The organism is Pseudomonas sp. 4CAES_32.4, from assembly GCF_058136335.1.
In genome coordinates this window covers 2,745,583-2,767,535 of record NZ_CM176882.1, presented here as the reverse complement: position 1 = coordinate 2,767,535, position 21,953 = coordinate 2,745,583, and the positions used below count along the sequence as shown (strand labels likewise).

Genomic DNA, 21,953 nt, shown 5'->3' with positions numbered 1-21,953 from the left:
TACAACATCCTCATTTGGCCGAAAGTAGTCGTTCGCGAGCAGCAGCCTTCGGCCCAGGGCTGAGCACACTGATTAGCTCAGCTAATCAAATACCTGCAAAATCCATTGTTTGTTTGCCCGGTTTTTAGCCCGTAGCATTAGATATCACAAGCACCGGGGCAGCCTTCGTTGAACACAATGCCTTAACTCACGTGCAGTACTTATGCAGTAAGGCCGACTTGAAAACCGCCAGGAACCGCTGTCGGCCAACCCTTGCATAATTGGACTCAACGTCTTCATTTGCCAAGACCGCACAATCGCAATGGTTGCCTGGTCTGGATGTTGTCTGCCCCCCCAGTCAATTTGAAAAAAGCTTTTAACGCTCCGGCTTGCAAGCCTCGTCGGTACGTCTTCGGCTGCGCGGTCAAGTCGTGCGCCGAGCAACCACTCACCCGAAAACAAGAAAAAACGAGGAGTAGTGTTGATGCAGATGCACATGAAAACGTTGAGCGTACCGGCATTGGCCATCGTCATCGCCGGTACGCAACCGGTCTTTGCCATTGACCAGGAGTTGGCCGGTGATAAAGACGAGCAGTCGACGGCAGGGCAGGATTTGGTTCAGGCGCAGTCCAGAGGGTTTGTCGACGACAGTTCCCTGAGCCTCGAACATCGCTCCTACGCCTACTACGTGAACAACAAGAACAACAACAATGCGGCGGCCAACCTTGCCGAATCCGGCGTTGCTCAGAACACCAGCCAGAACTACATCAATGAATGGGCACAGGCGGTCATGCTCCGGTTTGACTCAGGCTATACGCAAGGCGTGATCGGCTTTGGTGTGGATGCCTTTGCCAATGGCGCGATGCGTCTTAACAGCGGAGCCGGCACAGGGGGCAGTCCGTTGCTGCCGGTCGACGGCAGTCATTGCAGCGCCTTGAGCGGTACATGCCAGGGACAAGCCGGCTATGGTCTGGCCGGCGGCGCGGTCAAAATACGGATGTCGCAAACCGAACTGAAGGCCGGCGATCTGATGCCGCAAAGCCCGGTGTTCGCCACGTGGGACGGCTATCTGATGCCGGCTCACGCCAGCGGCGTGATGATCAACAGTAAGGAGGTGAACAACCTTGTGTTGCAGGGTGGTCACTTCACCTCAGGCAATTCGGAAAACAGCAGTAATCGCGATGGCGATCTCGGCACCACCTATGGCACAACCCGAGTCGACAGTGCCGACTTTGCGGGAGCCGACTACGCCTTCAGCGAAACGCTCTCGGCGCGCGTCCATGTTGCCCGTTTCGAAGACGTGTGGCACCAGTATTTCCTTGAGTTGCAGCACACTCTGAGCCTGGATGACGATACCTCGATGCACAGCCGTTTCAATTACTACAAGACCAGGGATGCAGGCGATGCCATTGCCGGAGACATCGACAATGACGCTTTCAGCGTTGAGCTGGCGCTGACCCATGGTGCGCACACCCTGACTCTCGCTCATCAGCAGATCGACGGCGATACGCCCTTTGACTATTTGGCGATCAGCGGGCAGAGCGGCAACGAACGCCAGGGCGGTGCCTATAACGGTCAGGGTTCCATCTGGCTCACCAACGCCTCTGAATGGGCGGATTTCACCGCCCCCGGCCAGCGTTCTTATCGGCTGCAATACGATCTGGACGCGAGCAGCTTCGGCATTCCGGGGCTGACCCTTTCCACCCGCTACGTCAAGGGAACCGGTGGTGATGGCCGGCACGCCGACGCTGCCGGCGCCTATACACCCTATATCGACATGCAGGATGGCAAGGAGTGGGAGCGCGATGCCCAGGCAACCTATGTGGTGCAGGCCGGGCCGGCGAAGGATCTGTCCATCACCCTGCTGCAAGCCACCTATCGCGGTAACCGCGATGCAAGCATCAACTCGGGTGGGGATGTCGATGAAGTGCTGATCATTACGTCCTATCCGCTGGACATTATGTAGTCGGTTAGCCAAACGCGTCGCCCCCCAATCGGGTGGCCGCCAATGACCCAAATCAAACGCAAAACGCCAACCGTGCATGGGTAAGAATTTGCCCGCTCTTGCCAGAACAACAGCAGTGAACAGGAGAACAAGAACGATGAGCAGCAGACGAAACGTGTTGAAGCTGATGGCTGGACTGACCATTCTTGGAAGCGCCGGTTCGGTCTGGTCTTCCCGAGCGCTGGCTGCGCAAACCAAGGAAACGGCAGCAGGTGAGACCTGTATTGAGTCAACTCGTCCGGCTGACACAACGTCCTTGCTGATGCCCGCCGAATGGTCTCACCAAAGTGCGACCTGGATGGCTTACGGCGCAACTCCCCATGCCTGGGGTGAGGAGCAGGAAACCCCTTTCGGCCGCGATTTGAGCAATAGTCGCTTCGTCGCACGGCAGGACTTGATGCGCCTTGCTGCCAACCTGTCACGGTTTCAGGCGGTGTACATGCTGGTGGACACCGCGGCGGACGAGGCAGAGGCGCGTGGCTTTCTGGGGGAAATCACCGCGCAAGCTTCGGCTAAAAACCAGTTTGGCGGCCAGCTTGATAATTCGGGACGGATCTATATCGGTAAAGTACGCAAACCGGCCGATCTACCGGCGATCAATACGTTCCCGATCACCTTTCTGCAAACTCATATCAACGATTTGTGGACCCGCGATACCGCCCCGGTCTTCGTCAAGGATGCCGAGGGCAAGCTGTACGGGGTGGACACCAACTTCAACGGCTGGGGCCAGTGGCCAATCAGCACGGGGCTGTGCAATTGGGCCAAAGATCCGCAGAAGACCAGCAACGGCGTCATGGACCAGCCGGTCGACGGTGATAAGCACATTGCCAGTTTCATCCTCAAGAACAAGGGGATTGCCGGCGTGCCCACCTGGCTGACAATGGAAGGCGGTGGGCTGGAGGTCAACGGTGCAGGGCTCGCAGTGGCCATGGAGAGCTGCATCATCAACGACAACCGCAACCCGGGTAAGGACAAGGCGCAAATCGAAGCGGAGCTTGCGCGGGTGTTTGGTGTTGAAAAGGTGTTGTGGATGCCGGGCGTCAAGGGTGAGGAACTGACCGACTGGCATGTGGATTTCACCGCTAAGTTCGCCTCACAAAACCAAATGGTTTTTGCTTTCGACCGGAATTTCGAGCCACAGGACAATCGAAATGAAATAGCCCTGAATGCGGCTGTGGCTGAAGTCAACGCCTTGCCTGAGGCGCTGAGGGCGAAATACCTGGGACGCGCCGATGCAAAGCTGACGCTCCATCCGCTACCTCTGCCGCGAAGCAAGAAGATTTACCAGTCCTTCAAGGCGCGTAACGCTCAGCGACCCATTACCGAGCGCTCACTGGAAGAATTCATTGAAACCACCGCGCCAGGCTACGTCGGATACACCCATGGCAACGGCTGCATCATCATGGGACAGTTCGGCGATGCGGAGCGTGACCTGATTGCCTTCAATACGTTGCAGGGCCTTTATCCGGATCATGTGGTCATCCAGATTTCCACGGACGGGCTGGCCAGTGGCGGAGGAACCATTCACTGCGCAACGCAACAGCAACCGTCGATCAGCTCAACATGAGTCCCTGAATTTCATTGCTGCACGATCATGAGCCCACCCAGAACGCCAGAGAACCGGCCAAATCCGTTTCTGCAAATAAGCTTCCACCCTTTGATTTCAGAGGACTCCAGAGCATTAATGAATACTGACCAGCGGAAACGAAGCCAACCTGAGGCATTGATATATATGACCCATGGACTGTCATCAAGCAGTCACGTTCGACTCGACAAGATGAACCTCAGTGGCACTGCGCCCCGCCAGCCACGCGAGCAAAGACGCAGCAACCAAAACCGCCGCGCTGAGCTCGAAGGTCGCCTTGTAACCGCTCAAATCAAACGCCAGCCCCCCCACGATTGCGCCGCCGGCGATAGCCAGCTGGACAATGGCGACGAGCATGCCGCCACCGGCTTCAGCATCGTCTGGCAGAGTTTGCGCCAGCCACGTCCACCATCCGACCGGAGCAGCAGTGGCGACCAGTCCCCACAGCCCGAGCAGCACGGCAGTCAGCAGCGGCGACGCGCCAAAGTTGACTAACGCGAGCGCTATCACGGCCATGATCAGAGGGATGATGGTCAGCGTGCGATAGAGGCCGTTGCCCATAAATCGTTCGATCAAAAAGGTGCCGATAAAACCGGCAAGTCCCAACCCCAGCAGCATGAACGACAGTGTTGAAACGCTGACGCCCGTGACGCCCTCCAGAAACGGGCGCAAGTAAGTGAACAGCATGAACTGGCCCATGAAAAATGCGCTGACCGCGATCATGCCCAACGCGACCGGCAACCGCTTCATCAGCTGCAAGGCGTTGCCGCTGCGCGCTGGGCGTTCGTCCTTGAAGGACGGAAGACTGATCATCAGCCAGACGGCGGCCAGCGCGGCGACTGGGACCACGCAGAAAAACGCGCCGCGCCAGCCTATCAGCGAGCCCAGGAATGCACCGGCTGGTGCGGCGATGACCGTGGCGAGCGCATTGCCGCCGTTGACCATGGCCAGCGCTCGGGGGACTTGATCGCGCGGCACCAGACGCATGGCGGTCGCTGCCGACAATGACCAGAAACCACCGATCGCGATGCCGATCAAAGCACGCCCGACCATGAATGAAGGGTAGCCCGGCGCGAGGGCGACGACTGTGCCTGACACGATCATCAGCAAGGTCAGAGACAGCAGCAGTTTCTTGCGTTCGACGCGCGCGGCAATCGATGCAATCACCAGGCTGGTGATCAATGCAAAGGCACCGGACACGGAAATGCCCTGCCCTGCCTGGCCCTCGGTGATGTGCAGATCGGCCGCAATGGGCGTCAGCAGACTGACGGGCATGAATTCGGAGGCAACCAAAGCAAATGCGGCCAGCGACATGGCCAGCACCGCGCTCCAGCCGCGTTTTTCTGAAGAAAGGTCTGTAGATGAAACAGTCATGGGAATTACCTGTGATGCGAAAAGCGTGGGTTCATGCGCAGGAGGACAAACCTTTTTGCGCCCTAGCGGGTGCTCCTCCTGTAACAGCTAGACACATTCTCCCGGTCGATCCGCCCCCGCTCTAGCGCATTCCTCTTGAATGCTTGCCTGATCCTCTGAGGATGCAGGGTGATGGATATGAAACCTCTGACCGGCGGATTAGAGTTCGCTCAACAGGAGCGACCCACCATGATTCATATCCCCCCGCGCCAGGAATCATCGTTGGCGTTGAACATCGACCCGCGCGTGAGCGCACCGGGTGACTTCGCCACAACCATTGCCGGTCTGTCGCTGTTTCGGCGCGACCAGCCAGCGCCCCCCGCTGTGTGCATGATCGAACCGAGCCTGATTCTGGTGGCCCGTGGGCAAAAGCGCTTGTGGGTCGGTGGTGAGGGCTATTGCTATGAGCCCTCGCGTTTTCTGGTCACTTCACTGGATCTGCCCGCCAACTCGGAAGTGGTGCTTGCCAGCCCCGATCAGCCCTGTGTCGGCCTGGTGCTGAAACTGGATGTCGGCATGCTTGCCGAGGTCATCACCCAGAGCGGCTTGCCTGCGAAGCGCCAGCAATCAACGGGCACGGGCGCAGGCATTGGCTACATGTCCTGCGCACTGGAAGGCGCGCTCGACCGGCTGCTGGCGCTACTCGATGAGCCGGAGGGGATCCCGGTGCTGGCGCCGCTGATTCTGCGAGAAATCCACTATCGACTGCTCAATACCGATCAAGGCGCACGGCTGCGGCAGATCACTGCCGTCGATGGTCAGGGTTATCGCATCGCCAAAGCCATCGACTGGCTCAAGGTCAACTACACCGGCGCGCTACGCATTGACGATCTGGCCGCGCGGGTGCAGATGAGTGCGCCGACCTTTCACCATCATTTCCGCCAGCTCACCGGCATGAGTCCGCTGCAGTACCAGAAATGGATGCGCCTGAACGAGGCGCGGCGATTGATGTTGATGGAACGCCTCGACGTATCGCGGGCGGCGTTCGCTGTCGGCTATGAAAGTCCTTCGCAATTCAGCCGCGAATATGGCCGCCTGTTCGGCACCGCGCCGAGTCGCGACATTGCCCTTATGCGCGGGCAGCCATTCGAGGCAGAAGCGCCCAGCACCGCAGCGAATTGAACGAAAAACGCTGATGCGCCTCGCCGCGTGTCACCGCTCATAACAATGCAAGTCAACCGATGATCAAGCGGGTGAGCCATGGAACTGAAAATCAACCAAAAGACCTATCAGGTCGATGCCGATGCGGATACGCCCTTGTTGTGGGTGATCCGCGATGATCTGGGCATGACCGGCACCAAGTACGGCTGCGGTCTGGCGCAATGCGGCGCCTGCTCGGTGCTGGTGGACGGCAATGTGGTGCGTTCGTGCGTCACACCGGTGGCCGGTGTGGTCGGCCGCGAGATCACCACCATTGAGGCCATCGAAGACGATGAGGTGGGCAAACGCGTTGTCTCGACGTGGGTCGATCTGCAAGTCGCCCAGTGCGGTTACTGCCAGTCCGGGCAGGTGATGGCCGCTACGGCGCTGCTCAAACAAAACCCTGCGCCGAGTGATGCGCAGATCGAGGCCGCGATGGTCAATCTGTGTCGCTGCGGTACTTACAACGCCATTCATGCCGCCGTGCATGAGCTGGCCGGCAAGGGGAACGCGTGATGAGCGTCCGTATCGATCCTTCCCACGAGGCCTCCGCGTTTGCACTGCACGATCCGGTCAACGTGTCGCGCCGACGCTTTCTGACCGGAACTGCCGTGGGCGCATTGGTTCTTGGCTTCGGTCTGCCACTCGGTTCGACACGCGTGCAAGCGGCGGCGACTGCAACAAGCGCCGAGCGTGGTACGCAGGTGCCGGCGTTTCTGGAGATCCGCCCGGACAACCGCGTGCGTCTGCTCTGCCCGTTCATGGAAGGCGGCCAAGGTACGTTCACCGCGATGGCACAGATCGTCGGTGAAGAACTGGACGCCGACCCATCGACCTTTCTGGTCGAAGCCGCGCCGCCCGGCGAAGCTTATGTGGTGATGGACAACGGCATGCGCATCACCGGTGGCAGCATGTCGGTGCGCATGAGTTACCCGGTCATGCGCCGCCTCGGTGCGCTCGCCCGCGCCATGCTGCTGCAAGCGGGCGCGCAACAATTTGGCGTGCCAGTCAGCGAGTTGAGCACCGAGCCCGGCAAAGTCGTGCATGCCAAGTCGGGCCGCTCGTTGGCGTACGGTGAATTGGCCGAGCGCGCGATGGATCTACCGGTTCCCGATCCAGCCAGCGTGCAACTGCGGGATCCGAGTCAGTTCCGCTGGATCGGCAAACCCGTGAAGCGTCTCGATGCCTACGACAAGTCCACGGGCAAGGCGCTTTACAGCATCGACCTGAAGGTCGACGGCATGCTGCATGCGGCCGTTCAACATGCCCCGCGTTTGGCTATGACGGTGGGCAACTTGCGCAACGAAGATCAGGTCAAGGCCATGAAAGGCGTACATTCCGTGCATCGCCTGAAGGGCGCGGTGGCGGTGGTCGCCGAACGCTGGTGGCATGCGAAACGTGCGGTCGAAGCGATTCAGGTCGACTGGCAGGCACCCACGAGCGAGAGCAAAGTGCGACCGATGCCGGCAGACTTTTCCAGCGATGACTGGCTCAAGCAACTCGCCGAACACAAGGGCCCAGCCAGGGATGACGAGAATGAGGGCAACGTCGCTGCGCTGCTCGGTGATGCCAAGTCCCGAATCGACGCTACTTACCACAACCAATACCTGAACCACGGGCAACTGGAACCGCCTTCGGCGCTGGCCCGATTCAATCCGGACGGTTCGCTGGAAGTCTGGCTGCCCAATCAGGCGCCGGACATGTACCGCGCAGATATCGCCAAACGCACGGGTCTGGATCCATCGCGCATTACCCTGCATTCGCCATTACTGGGCGGGTTCTTCGGGCGGCATTTCCTCTACGACTCAGCCAGTCCCTATCCGCAGGCGATCGAGCTGTCCAAGGCCGTTGGCCGCCCGGTCAAAATGATCTGGAGTCGCGAGGAAGAGTTTTTGCGTGATGTGCTCCGTCCGGTTGCCGCGGTGAACTTCCGCGCCGCGCTGGACAAGGACGGCTGGCCGCTGGCAATCGAAGCGATCAGTGCCACCGAAGGTCCGACCGAGGCCATCGCCGGCAAACAGGGTGAGAAGCTCGACCCCACGGCGCTTGAAGGCTTGTCGGGCAAGTCCTACGCGATCCCCAACAAGCGCATCGCGCAGATCTATGTGAAAGGTCCGGCGATGCTCGGTTACTGGCGTTCGGTGGGTAATTCGCTCAACGACTTTTTCTATGAATCGTTCCTCGACGAACTGGCCGACAAGGGCAGCAAGGACCCCTTCGAACTGCGCCTGCATTTGCTGCGCGACAACCAGCGCCTGACCACGCTGTTGCAGGCGGTGGCTGAGTTGTCAGGGGGCTGGAAGCGCGGGCCGTTTACCGCCGAGGATGGCAGCCGACGTGCAAGAGGCGTGGCGATGGCTTCGCCGTTCGGTACCGAGACCGCGGTGATCGCCGAGGTGTCGATCGAGAACGGACAGGTCAGGGTGCACGACATCTGGCAGGCGATTGACCCCGGCAGCATCGTCAACCCGGCGATTGTCGAGGCGCAGGTCAATGGCGCCGTGGCGCTGGGTCTGTCCCAGACACTCGTGGAAGAAGCCGTGTGGATTGATGGCAAGCCTCGGGCGCGCAACTACGACTTGTATCAGATCCTGCCGCCTGCGCGGATGGCACGGGTCCATGTGCGTGTCGTCGAGAGCGGGGAAAAAATGGGCGGCATCGGCGAACCACCGTTGCCTGCCGTCGCCCCCGCTGTCGCGAACGCAGTGGCGACACTGACGGGACAACGGGTTCGCAGCCTGCCCATGAGCCGACACACATTCACCTGATCAGCGCCGGAGCGTCCATGAATAACAGCCGATTCGCAAGAACCGCTGGCTGGCTGGCGGTGCCGTGCCTGGTCGCGGCAGGCCTGCTGGCCTGGTATGTCACACGCGAGCCTGTCTCGCATTTGGAAGAGAACACGTTGACTGCGGCCGACATCGACCCAGCGCTGATCGCGCGTGGCGAATACGTCGCCCGGCTCAGCGATTGTGTGGCCTGCCACAGCGTGCCGGGCAGCGCCCCATTCGCCGGTGGGCTGGAGATGGCCACACCGTTGGGCGCGATCCATGCAACCAACATCACGCCGGATCCCGAAACCGGGATTGGCGCCTACAGCCTGGCGGACTTCGACCGTGCCGTGCGCCATGGCGTAGCACCTGAGAGTCGCCGTTTGTACCCGGCGATGCCCTACCCCTCCTATGCTAAACTCAGTGACGACGACGTGCGTGCGCTGTATGCATTCTTCATGAAAGGCGTGGCGCCGGTGAAGCAGGCGAACATCCCCAGTGCAATTCCCTGGCCGTTGAATCTGCGTTGGCCAATTGCTTTGTGGAACGGCGTGTTTGTCGACGCCGAGCCTTATGTGTCCACGTCGTCGCAGGACCCATTGTGGAATCGTGGCGCTTACCTCGTGCAGGGCGCCGGGCACTGCGGCAGTTGTCATACGCCGCGGGGTCTGGCGCTCAACGAAAAGGCACTGGACGAATCCGGCCTGCCGTTCCTCGCGGGCGCCCTCCTCGATGGCTGGTACGCGCCGAGCCTGCGCGATGACCACAACACCGGCTTGGGTCGCTGGAGCGAGCCGGAAATCGTGCAGTTCCTCAAGACCGGACGCAACCAACATGCGGTGGTTTACGGCTCGATGACTGAAGCGTTCAACAACTCCACGCAGTTCATGAGCGACGAAGACCTGACGGCCATTGCCCGTTATCTGAAGTCGTTGCCCGGCGACCCGCAGCGCGACGGCCAGCCGTGGCAATACCAGGAGGCTTCGGCAGCGACGCGTTTGGATTCACCGGGTGCGCACACCTACGTGACACGCTGTGCCTCTTGCCACGGGCTGGACGGCAAAGGTCAATCAGAATGGATGCCGCCGCTGGCCGGCGCGACCTCGGCGTTGGCCAAAGAGAGCGCCTCGGCGATCAACATCACCCTCAATGGTTCGCAGCGTATCGTGGCTGCCGGTGTGCCGGACGCCTACCGCATGCCGGCATTCCGCGAGCAATTGTCGGATCAGCAGATCGCCGAGGTTCTGACCTTCATGCGCAGCACCTGGGGCAATCAGGGCAGTGCGGTCGAGGCACAGGCAGTTGGCAAGCTGCGTGAACACACCGATCCGGCCAGCAGCAGCCCGATCATCCTGCACATGCGTTAGGCGTCGGCGTAAAGACACCAGTCCTGCGCCCAGCGCAGGACTGGCTCGCCACGCAGGCGTGCCCAGTCATACGATCTCCACACCTAAATCTGCACCCCTGCAAACGCTCTCAACACGCCTTCCTCCGGCCTCGCCATCAAAACCTGACTTGCCCGACGTTGCCCAATGCGGTAAAAACTGGCGAAGTTGTACGACAACATAATAAAAATTCCCCCGCCATGCCGAATGGCCTGGCATTGCTTGAGAACTGCCATGTCCCGTCCTACCGTTGCGCAAACCGTACCGCCGCCGTTCCCCCGTCACCTCGCGGTGATCATTCTTTTATGCATGGGCTGTGCGTTCGCCGGCAATCATGTCGCGGCGCGAGTCGCTTTCGATGATGGCGCCGGTGTGTTGCTGGCGATTTTGCTGCGTTCTGGCGGGACCTTGCTGGTGCTCGCCATCCTCGTGCTGTGGCAAAGACAAAGCCTGCGCTTGCCGGCAGGTGCCTGGCGCTGGCAATTGCTCTTGGGTTTGCTGATTACCGCGCAGAGTCTGTGCCTGTACTCCGCCGTCGCTCGCGTTCCGGTGGCGGTGGCGCTGTTGGTGGCCAACGTGTTTCCCATTCTGCTGGCGTTGCTCACTTGGGCGACCGGCGGCCCGAGACCGACCGCACGCACCGCGGCATTGATGGGTTTGATTCTGCTGGGATTGGTGTTTGTGCTGGATGTCCCCGGGCGTCTGGCGAGCGCGACCCAGGTCGGCGCGCAATGGTGGCTGGGCATCGCGCTCGCGTTTTGCGCCGCCAGCGTGTTCGCCTGCGCACTGTGGATCACCGACCACAAGCTGTCGCAGGTACGGGGTACGGCGCGCAGTCTCTTGACCATTTTCATCGTCTTCAGCAGCGTCAATCTGGCGGGACTGACCGGCGCCCTGCCCGGCGGCCTGAATCTGCCCGCGAGCTCAACCGGATGGCTGGCCCTCGCCACGTTGGTGGTGCTCTACGGCACCGGTTTTATCGTGCTGTTCATTTCCGTGCCCCGCCTGGACATGCCTCGCAACGCGCCGGTCATGAACATCGAGCCGTTGGCGACGTTGCTGATGGGCTGGATCGTGCTGGATCAGATGCTCGGTGCGGGGCAGATTCTCGGCGGGGTGATTGTGGTGACCGGCATCGTGCTGCTGACGTATCGCAAAACAGCTATCAAGGCGGATGCCAAAGCTGCGGCCTGAGAATCACCCGATAGCATCTACGACAAAGCCCCGCTCATTCGGGGCTTTGGCGCTTCTGAGGTTTGCCTGTTCCCAACCAGGCATCAACCCACTGCTACAGCGCTCCACACCGCCGAAGGAATGCACACAAAGCCGTCGAACAACAACCGTGCCGTGCGCATCAACCCGCAACCGACAAGCTGCCCATCCTGCAATTGCAGCTCCACCGTGAACTCGCCTGTCGGGTGTTCGATCGACAGCCGTTTCACCTCGCCCTTCCCCGCAACCGCCATACCCGCCGCCACACTGCCTTCGATCAGGCACGCCGCGGCTACGCTGACGGCGCCGAACACGCCAATGCTGGTGTGGCAGCGATGCGGAATGAAGCTGCGTGTGCTGATTGCGCCACCCGCCTGGGGCGGTGCGATCAGGCACATTTTCGGCACGTTGCGCTGGCTTACATCGCCCAGATTCATGCGCGGCCCCGCTTGCAGGCGAATGGATTCCATACGCTCTTTCAGAACTGCATCGGCGTCGAGCTGCGCGGGGGATTCATAGCCGCTGCAGCCGACATCCTGCGCGCGGATCAGCACAACGGGCATACCGTTATCGATGCAGGTCACTTCGACCCCGTCGATCACATCGAGCGCGTTGCCGGTCGGGAGCAGTTCGCCGCAACTGGCACCCGCGACGTCCGCGAATTCGACGATCAGCGGAGCGGCCTGGCCGGGCACGCCGTCAATCCGGGCGTTACCGTGATAGTCAACCTGGCCGTCGAGCGTGGGTACATGGACGATGGCGATCTGGCCGGTGTTTTCCATGTAAATACGCACTGGCGTGACCGCCGCCGTCACCGGCACCAACCCGCGTTCAATGGCGAACGGGCCGACACCCGCAAGAATATTCCCGCAATTCTGTCCGTAATCGACGCGCGGCTCCTCTACCAGCACTTGGGCGAACAGGTAATCGACATCCGCACCTGCACGCTTCGATGGTCTGATGAGCGCTACTTTGCTGGTCAGCGAGTCACCGCCGCCGATGCCATCGATCTGCCGCGCATCTGGCGAACCCATGACCGCGAGCAGCACGCGGTCTCGCAGCGCAGGCTCTTGCGGCAGATCATCGGCCAGAAAGTAAGCGCCTTTGGATGTACCCCCGCGCATCAACAGGCAGGGAATGCGGGTCTGCGGCATGCTCAGTCTCCCAGTTCGTCAAGGCTGTCGATGTAGCGCAAGCCCTTTTCGGCGAGGCGTTTGCGCATGTTGTAGATGTCCAGGCCCAGCTCGCCATTGGCCAGACGCAGTGCCTTCTGCTCCTCCAGGTCGGCCCTTGCGCGGCTGGCTTCGACGACCTGCGGCAACTCTGTGCGCCTCACGACCACAACTCCATCATCGTCGGCGACGACAACGTCGCCCGGATAGACCAACTGACCGCCACACACCAGCGGCAAGTTGACCGACCCCAGCGTTTCTTTGATCGTGCCTTGGGCACTGATTGCGCGAGACCAGACCGGGAAGCCCATTTCCCGCAAGGTGTGCGTGTCGCGAACCCCGGCGTCGATCACCAACGCACGGACGCCGTGGGCCTTGAGCGAGGTGGCGAGCAGGTCGCCGAAATAGCCGTCGGTGCACGGTGAACTCGGCGCCACCACCAGAATGTCACCGGGGCGGCATTGCTCCACCGCCACATGAAACATCCAGTTGTCGCCGGGTGCGACCAGCACGGTGACCGCTGAACCGCTGATCACCGTGCCTTGCTGAATCGGCCTGATCGACGAGGCGAACAAACCTTTGCGACCCTGAGCTTCATGAATGGTTGCCACGCCGAAGCGTTTCAATTCATCGATCAATGTCGCTTCGGCGCGCTGAATATTGCGCACGACAATGCCGGTTTTGCCGATGTGTTGGCTCATGCCAGATTCCCCGTGACGCGCGGGAAAATACTCTGGTAACCCTCGCCATAGACGATGTTGCGGGTCGAGGTGATGCCGACATTACGCTTGGCTTGCACACCGCGTTGCAAGGCGACGCGCGTGTAGTACTCCCACAAGTGCTCCTGACCGGCCATGCACTGAATAGCCGCGTACTTCTTGTCCCAGACATCGGTGATGTCGAGCAGCACATCAGGACGCCACTCGCATTGTTCGGGCTGATGCGGCTCGAAACTGTAGACCGGCGGCGCACCGACGATTTTCTCGCCCGGCTTATAGCCTTCTGCCTGAGCGATGATGCGCGCCTCCTGCGTCAGGTTCATCGCCAGCGGGTGGTCGTAGTTGTACGGGTCTTTAATGGAATGACTGAGGACAAATTCCGGTTGCACCCGGCGAAACACATCGGCCAGGCGGAACAGGGTTTCCTTGTCGGCGCGCATCGGGTAATCGCCAATATCGAAAAACTCGACGCTGGCCCCGAGGATATCCGCGGCAGCCTGGGCCTCTTCGCGGCGTGCGGCCTTGACCTTGTCTTCGCTCATCTCGCCCTGGCGCCACAGCTTGGCGGATTCGCCGCGCTCGCCGAATGACAGGCAGACAATGTGAACGTTGTAACCCTGCTGCGCATGCAGTGCGATCGCACCACCGGCGCGCCAGACGAAATCGGCAGAGTGGGCGCTGACAACCAGCGCGCTTTTGGTTGATTCGATCATTGCGGATACTCCTCCTGCGTTGCGACAAAGCATCGCATCGCACCCTGCCGACGGAGTAATGCGTTCGAGTGGTTGAGGTATGCGTTTTTTTTATTGCCACTCGAACATGCCGGCGGCATAGTCGCCTGAATCGACCCGCCACAGAGCCCTTGCCCCATGGAAACCACTGAACTGCCGAGCCTGATGCACGTGCGTGCGTTCGTCCGCGTGGCTGATCACGGCAGTGTCTCCAAGGCTTCTGTCGCGCTGTTCCGGGCGCAATCGGTGGTCACCCGTTCCATCTCCGAATTCGAAGAACGCCTTGGCGTGACGCTGTTCGAACGCCACGCTAACGGCATGCGCCTGACGGATTTTGGCGAGCGCCTGCTACCCCGTGCGCGTCGGGTTCTGGCAGAGCTTGAGGCGGTGCCGAAATTGCTCGCTGACGGCGACAAAACAGCGGTCGAGCCGCTTTATCTGTTCCAGGCGCGACGCTTGCAAGTGTTCGTCAAACTCTGTGAAACCCACCATATGCAAACCGTGGCCAGCCTGCTGGGCCTGAGCCAGCCGGCGGTCAGTTCGACGCTGAAAGTGCTGGAAAACGGCTGTGGGCATTCGCTGTTCGAGCGCACGCCACGAGGCTTGCAACCGACCCGGGCCAGTCATGACATCCTGTTCGCGATCCGCCGTGCGCTCAACGAACTTCGGCATATCGAAACCGACATCACCGCCATACGCGGCGCCTTGCGCGGTATCGTCCACGTCGGCGCCCTGCCCCTTGGGCGCACGCGCATCCTGCCCGAAGCCATCGTCAGCCTGGTGGAAGAACATCCGGGCATTCAAGTCATCACTAACGAAAGCCCCTTCGACTTGCTGGCGACGGAGTTACGGGCAGGCGATGTGGATTTTATCTTTGGCGCGCTGCGCTCAGCCGCGTATGCCAGCGATCTGATCGGCGAGTCGTTGCTGACGGAAGAAATGGTCGTGCTCGCACGGCGTGATCACCCGCTCTACGGTAAAAACGATTTGCAGGATCATCTTGACGACGCGCGCTGGGTCTTGCCTCGCGCAGGTTCACCGGCCCGGCAAATGCTCGATGATTGCTTTGCCGATTTCGGCATCGCAGCGCCTCGACCGGTGGTGGAAAGCGCCGACATGGCGATCATTCGCGGACTGCTGTTGCGCTCCGACATGCTCGCGGCCGTGTCAGCGCATCAACTGGAGCAGGAAATCGCTTCCGGCGAGTTGTGCATTTTGCCGTTGGAGTTGAAACAGACCGCGCGGGCAATCGGCCTGACCTACCGCAGCGGTTGCCTGCACTCACCGGTCGCGCAGGCTCTGATGGAGATGATCCGCCGGGTGATCCAGGCGCAGGCCGACGACGGCGTTAAAGCAGGCTCAACGGATAGCTGATAATCAAGCGATTCTCGTCGAACTCATTGCTGCTGTAATCGCGGCGAATGCTCGAGTTGCGCCAGCGCAGGTTGAGATTCTTGAATGTGCCGCTTTGCAACGTGTAGCCCAACTCGGACTCTCGCCCCCATTCCTTGCCATCGGTGATAGCCCCGCTGTGCACGTTATCGCCGCTGATATAACGGTTCATCAAGGTCAGACCGGGGACGCCGAGGACAACAAAGTTGTAATCGTGACGCAGTTGCCAGGATTTCTCTCGCGCATTGTCGTAGCTGTTGTTGTAGCTGTCGTTGGCCAAGGTTCCGCCGCTGGTGCCGTTGACCCTCATCCAGGCATCGTCGCCACTGAGTTTCTGCAAGCCGAGGTAAACAGTGTTGCCGCCGTAGCGTGCTGACAGCAGTGCTGAAAAGGTACGGTTGTCCAGATCGCCGGCGCGGGCACTACCCTCCTCGCGCCCCCAGAAGTAGCCAAGGTTGGCGCCCAGCGTCCAGTCACCCAATGGCTGGCTGTGAACCAGTTGCAGGTATTGCTGCTGGTAGATGTCCTTGAGCTGAGCGTTCCAGACGCCAATCATCGTGCGTTTTTCATTGAAACTGTATTCACCGCCAAGGAAGTTGAAACGGTCAGAGGTGAACGCCGTTTTGCCCTGCAGGAACATGTCTTCCATGCTCGAATCGTTGCGCGGACTGTTCTGTCGAAACTGGCCGCCATACAGGGTCAACCCGGCGATGTCCTGCGACGTGACCTGGCCGCCACGAAAGGTTTGTGGCAACGAGCGACCGTCGTCGGAACGCAGGATCGGCAGCACCGGCATCCACTCGCCGAGCTTGATTTCGGTTTTACCGAGTTTCATCTTCCCGGCGACGGCGAGACGACCAAACTCATCTGCAGGACGACCATCACTGTCCAACGGCAGCAATTGCGTACCGCCTGTGCCTTGGCCGCCATCGAGCTTGAGCGAATATAACCCCAACACATCGACACCGAACCCGACCGTGCCCTGAGTAAATCCGGAGCGGGCATCGAGAATGAAATTCTGCGTCCACTCTTCGGCTTTGCCCTGCGGGTAGGCCGGGTTGGTGAAATTGCGATTGATGTAGAAATTGCGCAGGTTGAGGTTGGTGCTGGCGTCTTCCACAAAGCCTGCGGCAACAACTTGCGCAGGCAAAACACAAACGGCGGACAGCGTGAAGACTACTCGGGCATTGGCGGTGATTTTCATTGTTATTGTTATCCGTTTTTTTTGGGATGAAGCAGTCCGCTACACCCGCATGAACCGGGCGCAGTGAAATCATTCAAGGGTCTTGCGAAAGCGGCTCGAAACGAGCCGCTGATGACGTTGAGACGTTAGCGCGGGGCCTTGCCGGACACCGAATAAAGCACCTGCTGGTTACGGGTTTTCATGAACTCTTCCAGACTTTGTCCGCGCATCGCCGCGTAGATCTGCAAATTGGGAACCCCGACCACGGCGGCGAGTTTTTCCAGTACGAAGAATATTGCCCCGTAGTGGATCAACCCGCGCCAGTCACGGCGGCGCAGCAGATCGCGCTCTTCATCGCTCAACCCGGCGTCGTCAAACAGCGCTTCGGGTTGATCGAGAAAACGCTGACGCCACTGCGGCTCGATCATACGGTGCAGAAACTTGTTCAACCGATAGCCCTTTGCACTACGTTCGAGCGTGAATGGATACGTGCCTTCGAGCTTTTCAATACCTGCCAACTGATGACGCATGTGCTGCAAATGCCGTGCGTTCAGGTCGGCAGGAACCGGGCGCTCCTGATTTTCCAACAACAGCGTGGCGATGCCAGTCATCGACGGCAGGTAGTAATCCTGATGCAGGTTTTTCACCGTGGCCGACAGTGCGCCACGCATGATCAGCCAGGTAATCACTTCCGAACCTTCCATGCCACCCAGCGTGGCGTATTCGGCGTGGGTCATTTCGGTAAGGCGCTCAGGATCGTTGACCAGCAGATCAATGAACTGCTGATCCCACTCAGGGTTGTTGAAACCGCAGCGCTCGCCATGCACTTGATGGGACACGCCGCCGGTGGCGACGATGGCCACCTTCAAATCCTCCGGATAGCTCTCAATCGCTCGACGCAGGGCCTGGCCCAACTTGTAGCAACGGCGCGCACTCGGTACCGGGAACTGCAACACGCCGACCTGCAACGGCACGATTTCCACCGGCCAGTCTGGCTCGTACGGTAACAACGCCGACATCGGCGAGAAGAAGCCATGGTCGAGGGGTTTGTCTCGGAAGAAACTCATGTCGAATTCATCCGCCACCAGACTCTCGCCAATATGCCGCGACAAGGCCGCGTGGCCGCCGATCCCCGGCAACTCGCGCGGGTGGCCACCTTCATCGGCAACCTCGTAACGCTCATCGACACCCAGGGAAAACGCACCATAGTGATCAAAGAAAAACGACGTCACATGATCATTGAAGATGTAGAACAACACGTCCGGCTGCTGCTCCTTCAGCCACACCTTGATCGGTTCAAAGCCGCGAAAGATCGGCGCCCAGGCAGCCTCATGCTGTTTATCGTGATCGACCGCGAAACCGATGGTCGGGGTGTGAGATACAGCGAGGCCACCAATGATGCGTGCCATAACGAGTTCCTTTGTCGAAAAAGATTAATGCGCCAGCAAGGCCCGACTGACTCGGCGCCGTGCATGACCGTTGGCCAGGATCGCCAGCGCGGCGATAAAGGCAGGCACGCTCAACAGGGCGAACAGCAGCGGCAACCCCAGCCCGAGGCTGAGCACCGCACCACCGATGAGTGAACCAAAGATAGCCCCGAAGCGGCCTATACCCAGCATCCAGCTGACGCCGGTGGCACGACAGTCCGTCGGGTAGTAGCCCGGTGCGAAAGCATTGAGACCGGTTTGCGCCCCGCTCATGCAGAAACCTGCGGCTACGACGCCGATCGCCAACAGGCTCGATTCCAGGCTGAAGGCGCCCAGCAGCAGGATGAAAGCGCCACCCAGCGCATAAGACGTCGCAATCACCGCATTCGGATTGCGTCGGTCCATCGCCCAGCCGACCACAATGGCGCCGACGGTGCCGCCAATCTGGAACAGGCCGGTGATGGTCGCGGCGCGTTCGATGGACAGCCCGCCTTCACGCAGCAGCGTCGGCATCCACCCCATAGTCAGGTAGATCACCAGCAACCCCATGAAGTACGTCGCCCACAGCGCAAGCGTGCCAAAGCGATACTGCTCGGTGAACAACAACCGCAGCGGGGCTTTCTGCTGCGCCTGAGGTTCGGCGATGACGAATGTCGTCGCCGCGCTGAACGTACCGCCCAGCTTGTTCAATACTTTGGCGATCTGGCTGGCGGGCGCATTGCGCGCAGCCAGAAAACGTGCCGATTCCGGCAACAGCAACCACATCAGCGGCAGCAGCAACATCGGCAGAATCCCGCCAGCGAGCAGCACCGACTGCCAGCCGTGATGGGGAATCAGCCACGCCGCAAGAAACCCGCCCAACCCCGAGCCCATATTGAAACCGGTGAACATGATCGTGATGAACAACGACCGATTACGCTCCGGCAGATATTCGGAAAGCAACGTAGTGGTGTTGGGCAATGCGGCGCCGAGCGCCACACCGGTCAGCAGCCGCAAGGCGGCCAGTTCATACGGGTTGCGCGCAAACGCGCAGGCCAGGCTCAACACGCTGAAACCGGTCACCGCCGTCAGCAAGACTTTTTTTCGCCCGAGTCGGTCGGCGTATGGGCCTGCCGTCAGCGCACCAATCGCCAGCCCAACCATGCCCGCGCTCATCACCGGGCCAAATGCCGCTTTCGACAGCCCCCATTCCTGGATCAACGAAGGTGCGATAAACCCCATTACGGCGACGTCGAAGCCATCGAAAAGCACAATGAAAAAACACAGGCCCATGATCAGCCACTGATAGCGGGCCACTGGCCGGTTGTCGATCCACGCTTTGATATCGACCGTTTCACTAGTCATGCTCTCACCTTCTTATTGTTGTAAGAGTTCCGATGAACAAGGCCTGGAAGCAGGCCGTCCATACCGAACGATGGAGGTGACTGTAAAGCCGCAGGTATCCCGCCCGCCTCTGGGAAATCTTTAAGCGGGTATCGGTTTTTCTTATCGGGGAGCCAAAAGAATCCAACAGAGCGTGGCAGAGCGGGGGTTATAGCGTGGCGCGAGCGATCGGCATGCTCAGCTCAAGAATCACCCAGATCATCCCAATAAGGCGGAGTGCCGATCGCTTTAATGAAGTAATCCCAGACCGCGCGTACCTTCTGCGAGCGCAGACGATTCTCCGGGGAAAGCAGATGGATCTGGCTAGGCGTCTGCTCCACCGATCCTTGCCAATCCGGTAACAGCCGAATGAGCTGCCGGCTGACGAAACTTTCGCGGCTAAAGAGCCAGGACGGGAAAAATACGATGCCCCTGCCCGCCAGCGCGGCCTCGACCAAGACCTGACCATTGTTACTTCTGAGCGGACCCTGGACATCGATGATGTCGGCCTTGTCGCTGCCAGGTTTTCTGAAATACCAGCGCTGCGCCCCGCCGGTTCCCTTGTAGACCAGGCAGGCATGGTTCTGCAGATCCCCCGGTGACGCAGGTTTGCCGTGCTTCGCGATGTACTCCGCACTGGCGCACAAAACGTAATGCTGTTCGCAGATTTTCCGGCCGATCAATCCGGAGTCTCCCAAGTGTCCCACCCGGAAGATGATATCGGCGCCCTCCTGAACCGGGTCGATAAAGGCATCGGTAACCGTCAGTTCGACGGTCAATTCGGGATACTTGTCGTACAGACCATTCAACAGTTTCACGATGTGCAGGCTGCCGAACGCGACCGGCGCGTTGATCCGCACAAGTCCACGAACCTCGCCACCCTTTCCGGATATTTCTTCATCGGCAGCATCAAGCAGTTCCAGCACTTCACGGATTTGCAGGTAGTAACGTTCGCCCGCATCCGTCAGTTTCACTGCTCGGGTATTTCGATACAGAAGTTGCTGACCCACCTCTCGCTCAAGCGCCGCGATAAACCGCGAAACGGAGGACGCCGGCACGCGGAAGTGCCGAGCCGTCGCCGAGAAACTTCCCGTCACGGCGACCATGGCGAAGTACCGGTGCGCTTTGAGGTGCATAAAAATCCCGATCATCAATAGCAGTTGATTGGCACTACAGCAGAACTTCGTCTGCTTGTCCCGTTGCGAGATCTTTTCAGGGCTGTTTGTAGCAGACATGAAAAAGCAGCCGCCCCGTATAACGGTGACGGCTGCCAATTCTTCAGTGACTGGTTAGCCTCGATAAGGCGGGTAATCGATATAGCCTTCGGCGCCACCGCCGTAGAACGTTTCGCGCTTGGCGTCGGTCAACGGCCAGTTGTTCTGCAGCCGCGCCACCAGATCAGGGTTGCTGATGTACGCGGTGCCGAACGCGGCGAGGTCGATGATGCCGTCATTGATCAGATCATCGGCACGCTGGCGCGACATGCCGCCCGCCAGAATCAACGCCGTGGCAGGCAGTTTCGCCTTTATGGTCGACAGCAGATTGAGGAAGGTTGCCTTCGGCCCGCCGCCACTGCTTTCGGTACCCGGCGCTGGAAATCCGGATTGATCCATCACATGCACGTAAGCCAGTCGCCGCGCGCCGATCTCGGCTGCCAGCGCGGTGTAGGTTTCATCGATCTGCTCATACAGCGGCATATCGAACAGCTGGCCGTACGGCGAAATACGGATGCCCACCCGGCCCGCGCCAATCCGCGCGACGACGGCATCGATCACTTCCAGGGTGAAGCGCAGACGATTTTCCAGTTGATCGGCCGAATACTGATCGGTTCGATCATTGACCAGCGGATTCATGAACTGCTCGAACAAATAGCCATTGGCACCGTGAATTTCCACGCCATCGAAACCCGCCTCGATCGCGTTTTCTGCAGCCTGCGCGAACTCACCGACGATGCGCGAAACCTCGGCCGTTTCCAGTTGGCGTGGCGCCGGCGGCTCTACCAGCGCCGGCTTGCCGTCAGCGTCGTAACCGAACGCTGTCGCGCCCACCGCCTGCTTCGACGTGGCGCTCACCGGTAGCTTTGCGCCTTCCTGGATCGATGGGTGCGAGACGCGACCGACGTGCCAGATTTGCGCAAACATCTTGCCGCCTACCGCATGCACCGAGTCGGTGGTGAGGCGCCATCCAGCGATCTGCTCGGCAGTGAAGATACCGGGATTGAACAGATAGCCCTGTCCTTCACGGGAAATCGGCGTGCCTTCACTGACGATCAAGCCTGCGGTGGCGCGTTGCGCGTAATACAACGCCACGCGCTCATCGGCAGCATCATTGGCTGCACGCGAGCGGGTCAGCGGTGCCATGACGATACGGTTTTTGAGCGTGATGTCGCCCAACGGGAATTCATTGAAGAGTCTGGACATTGGAGTTTCCGAAGTAGATCGAGTGTGACGACGATCAGCGGGAGCGACAGGTTGACC

General features: G+C 60.0%; 17 protein-coding genes. 8 read left to right on the top strand and 9 right to left on the bottom strand.

Annotation, left to right across the window (positions count from 1 at the left end):
- Nucleotides 1-463 precede the first annotated feature (463 nt).
- Nucleotides 464-1,945, top strand: coding sequence for an OprD family outer membrane porin (locus AC3Y64_RS12460; protein ID WP_489987686.1), 1,482 nt, complete (start codon nucleotides 464-466; stop codon nucleotides 1,943-1,945).
- Between the two features lie 136 nt (nucleotides 1,946-2,081).
- A complete protein-coding gene (locus AC3Y64_RS12455) occupies nucleotides 2,082-3,551 on the top strand; it encodes an agmatine deiminase family protein (RefSeq protein ID WP_489987685.1) in 1,470 nt (489 codons plus the stop codon).
- A 183-nt stretch (nucleotides 3,552-3,734) separates the two neighbouring features.
- Here AC3Y64_RS12455 and AC3Y64_RS12450 read toward each other — a convergent pair whose 3' ends face one another.
- Nucleotides 3,735-4,943 carry an MFS transporter gene (locus AC3Y64_RS12450; RefSeq protein ID WP_489987684.1) on the bottom strand — a complete coding sequence of 403 codons (1,209 nt, stop codon included), beginning with the start codon at nucleotides 4,941-4,943 and terminating at the stop codon, nucleotides 3,735-3,737.
- Nucleotides 4,944-5,171: 228 nt separating this feature from the next.
- Here AC3Y64_RS12450 and AC3Y64_RS12445 point away from each other — a divergent pair, with 228 nt between their 5' ends.
- From AC3Y64_RS12445 to AC3Y64_RS12425, 5 genes are all read left to right on the top strand, one after another.
- A complete protein-coding gene (locus AC3Y64_RS12445) occupies nucleotides 5,172-6,104 on the top strand; it encodes an AraC family transcriptional regulator (protein WP_489987683.1) in 933 nt (310 codons plus the stop codon).
- 78 nt (nucleotides 6,105-6,182) lie between these two features.
- A complete protein-coding gene (locus AC3Y64_RS12440; RefSeq protein ID WP_158957389.1) occupies nucleotides 6,183-6,638 on the top strand; it encodes a (2Fe-2S)-binding protein in 456 nt (151 codons plus the stop codon).
- Nucleotides 6,638-8,890 carry a xanthine dehydrogenase family protein molybdopterin-binding subunit gene (locus AC3Y64_RS12435; RefSeq protein ID WP_489987682.1) on the top strand — a complete coding sequence of 751 codons (2,253 nt, stop codon included), beginning with the start codon at nucleotides 6,638-6,640 and terminating at the stop codon, nucleotides 8,888-8,890. The genes AC3Y64_RS12440 and AC3Y64_RS12435 overlap by 1 nt, the downstream gene beginning before the upstream one ends.
- A gap of 17 nt (nucleotides 8,891-8,907) precedes the next feature.
- Nucleotides 8,908-10,260: a c-type cytochrome gene (locus AC3Y64_RS12430; RefSeq protein ID WP_489987681.1), complete on the top strand. Its 1,353-nt coding sequence runs from the start codon at nucleotides 8,908-8,910 to the stop codon at nucleotides 10,258-10,260.
- Nucleotides 10,261-10,512: 252 nt separating this feature from the next.
- Nucleotides 10,513-11,472 (top strand): EamA family transporter, encoded by a 960-nt coding sequence (locus tag AC3Y64_RS12425; protein ID WP_158957382.1) that lies wholly within the window; start codon nucleotides 10,513-10,515, stop codon nucleotides 11,470-11,472.
- An 83-nt stretch (nucleotides 11,473-11,555) separates the two neighbouring features.
- On the opposite strand, the gene AC3Y64_RS12420 is transcribed toward AC3Y64_RS12425, so the two are convergent.
- Genes AC3Y64_RS12420 through galB form a run of 3 tightly spaced genes read right to left on the bottom strand, consistent with a single transcriptional unit; the run spans nucleotide 11,556 to nucleotide 14,094 of the window.
- Complete coding sequence (locus AC3Y64_RS12420; protein WP_489987680.1) at nucleotides 11,556-12,644, bottom strand: 4-oxalomesaconate tautomerase; 1,089 nt, start codon at nucleotides 12,642-12,644, stop codon at nucleotides 11,556-11,558.
- A gap of 2 nt (nucleotides 12,645-12,646) precedes the next feature.
- Nucleotides 12,647-13,363, bottom strand: a complete 717-nt coding sequence (locus AC3Y64_RS12415; RefSeq protein WP_489987679.1) for a 4-carboxy-4-hydroxy-2-oxoadipate aldolase/oxaloacetate decarboxylase — start codon at nucleotides 13,361-13,363, stop codon at nucleotides 12,647-12,649.
- Nucleotides 13,360-14,094 (bottom strand): 4-oxalmesaconate hydratase, encoded by a 735-nt coding sequence (galB, locus tag AC3Y64_RS12410; RefSeq protein WP_489987678.1) that lies wholly within the window; start codon nucleotides 14,092-14,094, stop codon nucleotides 13,360-13,362. Before galB ends, AC3Y64_RS12415 begins: the two co-directional genes overlap by 4 nt.
- Nucleotides 14,095-14,250: 156 nt before the next feature.
- On the opposite strand from galB, the gene AC3Y64_RS12405 reads away from it, so the two are divergent.
- Nucleotides 14,251-15,486, top strand: a complete 1,236-nt coding sequence (locus AC3Y64_RS12405) for a LysR family transcriptional regulator (protein ID WP_489987677.1) — start codon at nucleotides 14,251-14,253, stop codon at nucleotides 15,484-15,486.
- Here AC3Y64_RS12405 and AC3Y64_RS12400 read toward each other — a convergent pair.
- The 5 genes from AC3Y64_RS12400 to AC3Y64_RS12380 all read right to left on the bottom strand — a co-directional run bounded on the left by AC3Y64_RS12400 (nucleotide 15,461) and on the right by AC3Y64_RS12380 (nucleotide 21,896).
- Nucleotides 15,461-16,708 (bottom strand): OprD family porin, encoded by a 1,248-nt coding sequence (locus AC3Y64_RS12400; protein ID WP_489987676.1) that lies wholly within the window; start codon nucleotides 16,706-16,708, stop codon nucleotides 15,461-15,463. The genes AC3Y64_RS12405 and AC3Y64_RS12400 overlap by 26 nt on opposite strands.
- 125 nt (nucleotides 16,709-16,833) lie before the next feature.
- On the bottom strand, nucleotides 16,834-18,096 hold the full coding sequence (locus AC3Y64_RS12395) for a gallate dioxygenase (RefSeq protein ID WP_489987675.1): 1,263 nt from the start codon (nucleotides 18,094-18,096) through the stop codon (nucleotides 16,834-16,836).
- A 24-nt stretch (nucleotides 18,097-18,120) separates the two neighbouring features.
- Nucleotides 18,121-19,458 carry an MFS transporter gene (locus AC3Y64_RS12390; RefSeq protein ID WP_489987674.1) on the bottom strand — a complete coding sequence of 446 codons (1,338 nt, stop codon included), beginning with the start codon at nucleotides 19,456-19,458 and terminating at the stop codon, nucleotides 18,121-18,123.
- A 221-nt stretch (nucleotides 19,459-19,679) separates the two neighbouring features.
- On the bottom strand, nucleotides 19,680-20,711 hold the full coding sequence (locus AC3Y64_RS12385) for a LysR family transcriptional regulator (RefSeq protein WP_489987673.1): 1,032 nt from the start codon (nucleotides 20,709-20,711) through the stop codon (nucleotides 19,680-19,682).
- Nucleotides 20,712-20,765: 54 nt separating this feature from the next.
- Nucleotides 20,766-21,896, bottom strand: a complete 1,131-nt coding sequence (locus AC3Y64_RS12380) for an alkene reductase (protein WP_489987672.1) — start codon at nucleotides 21,894-21,896, stop codon at nucleotides 20,766-20,768.
- Nucleotides 21,897-21,953 lie beyond the last annotated feature (57 nt).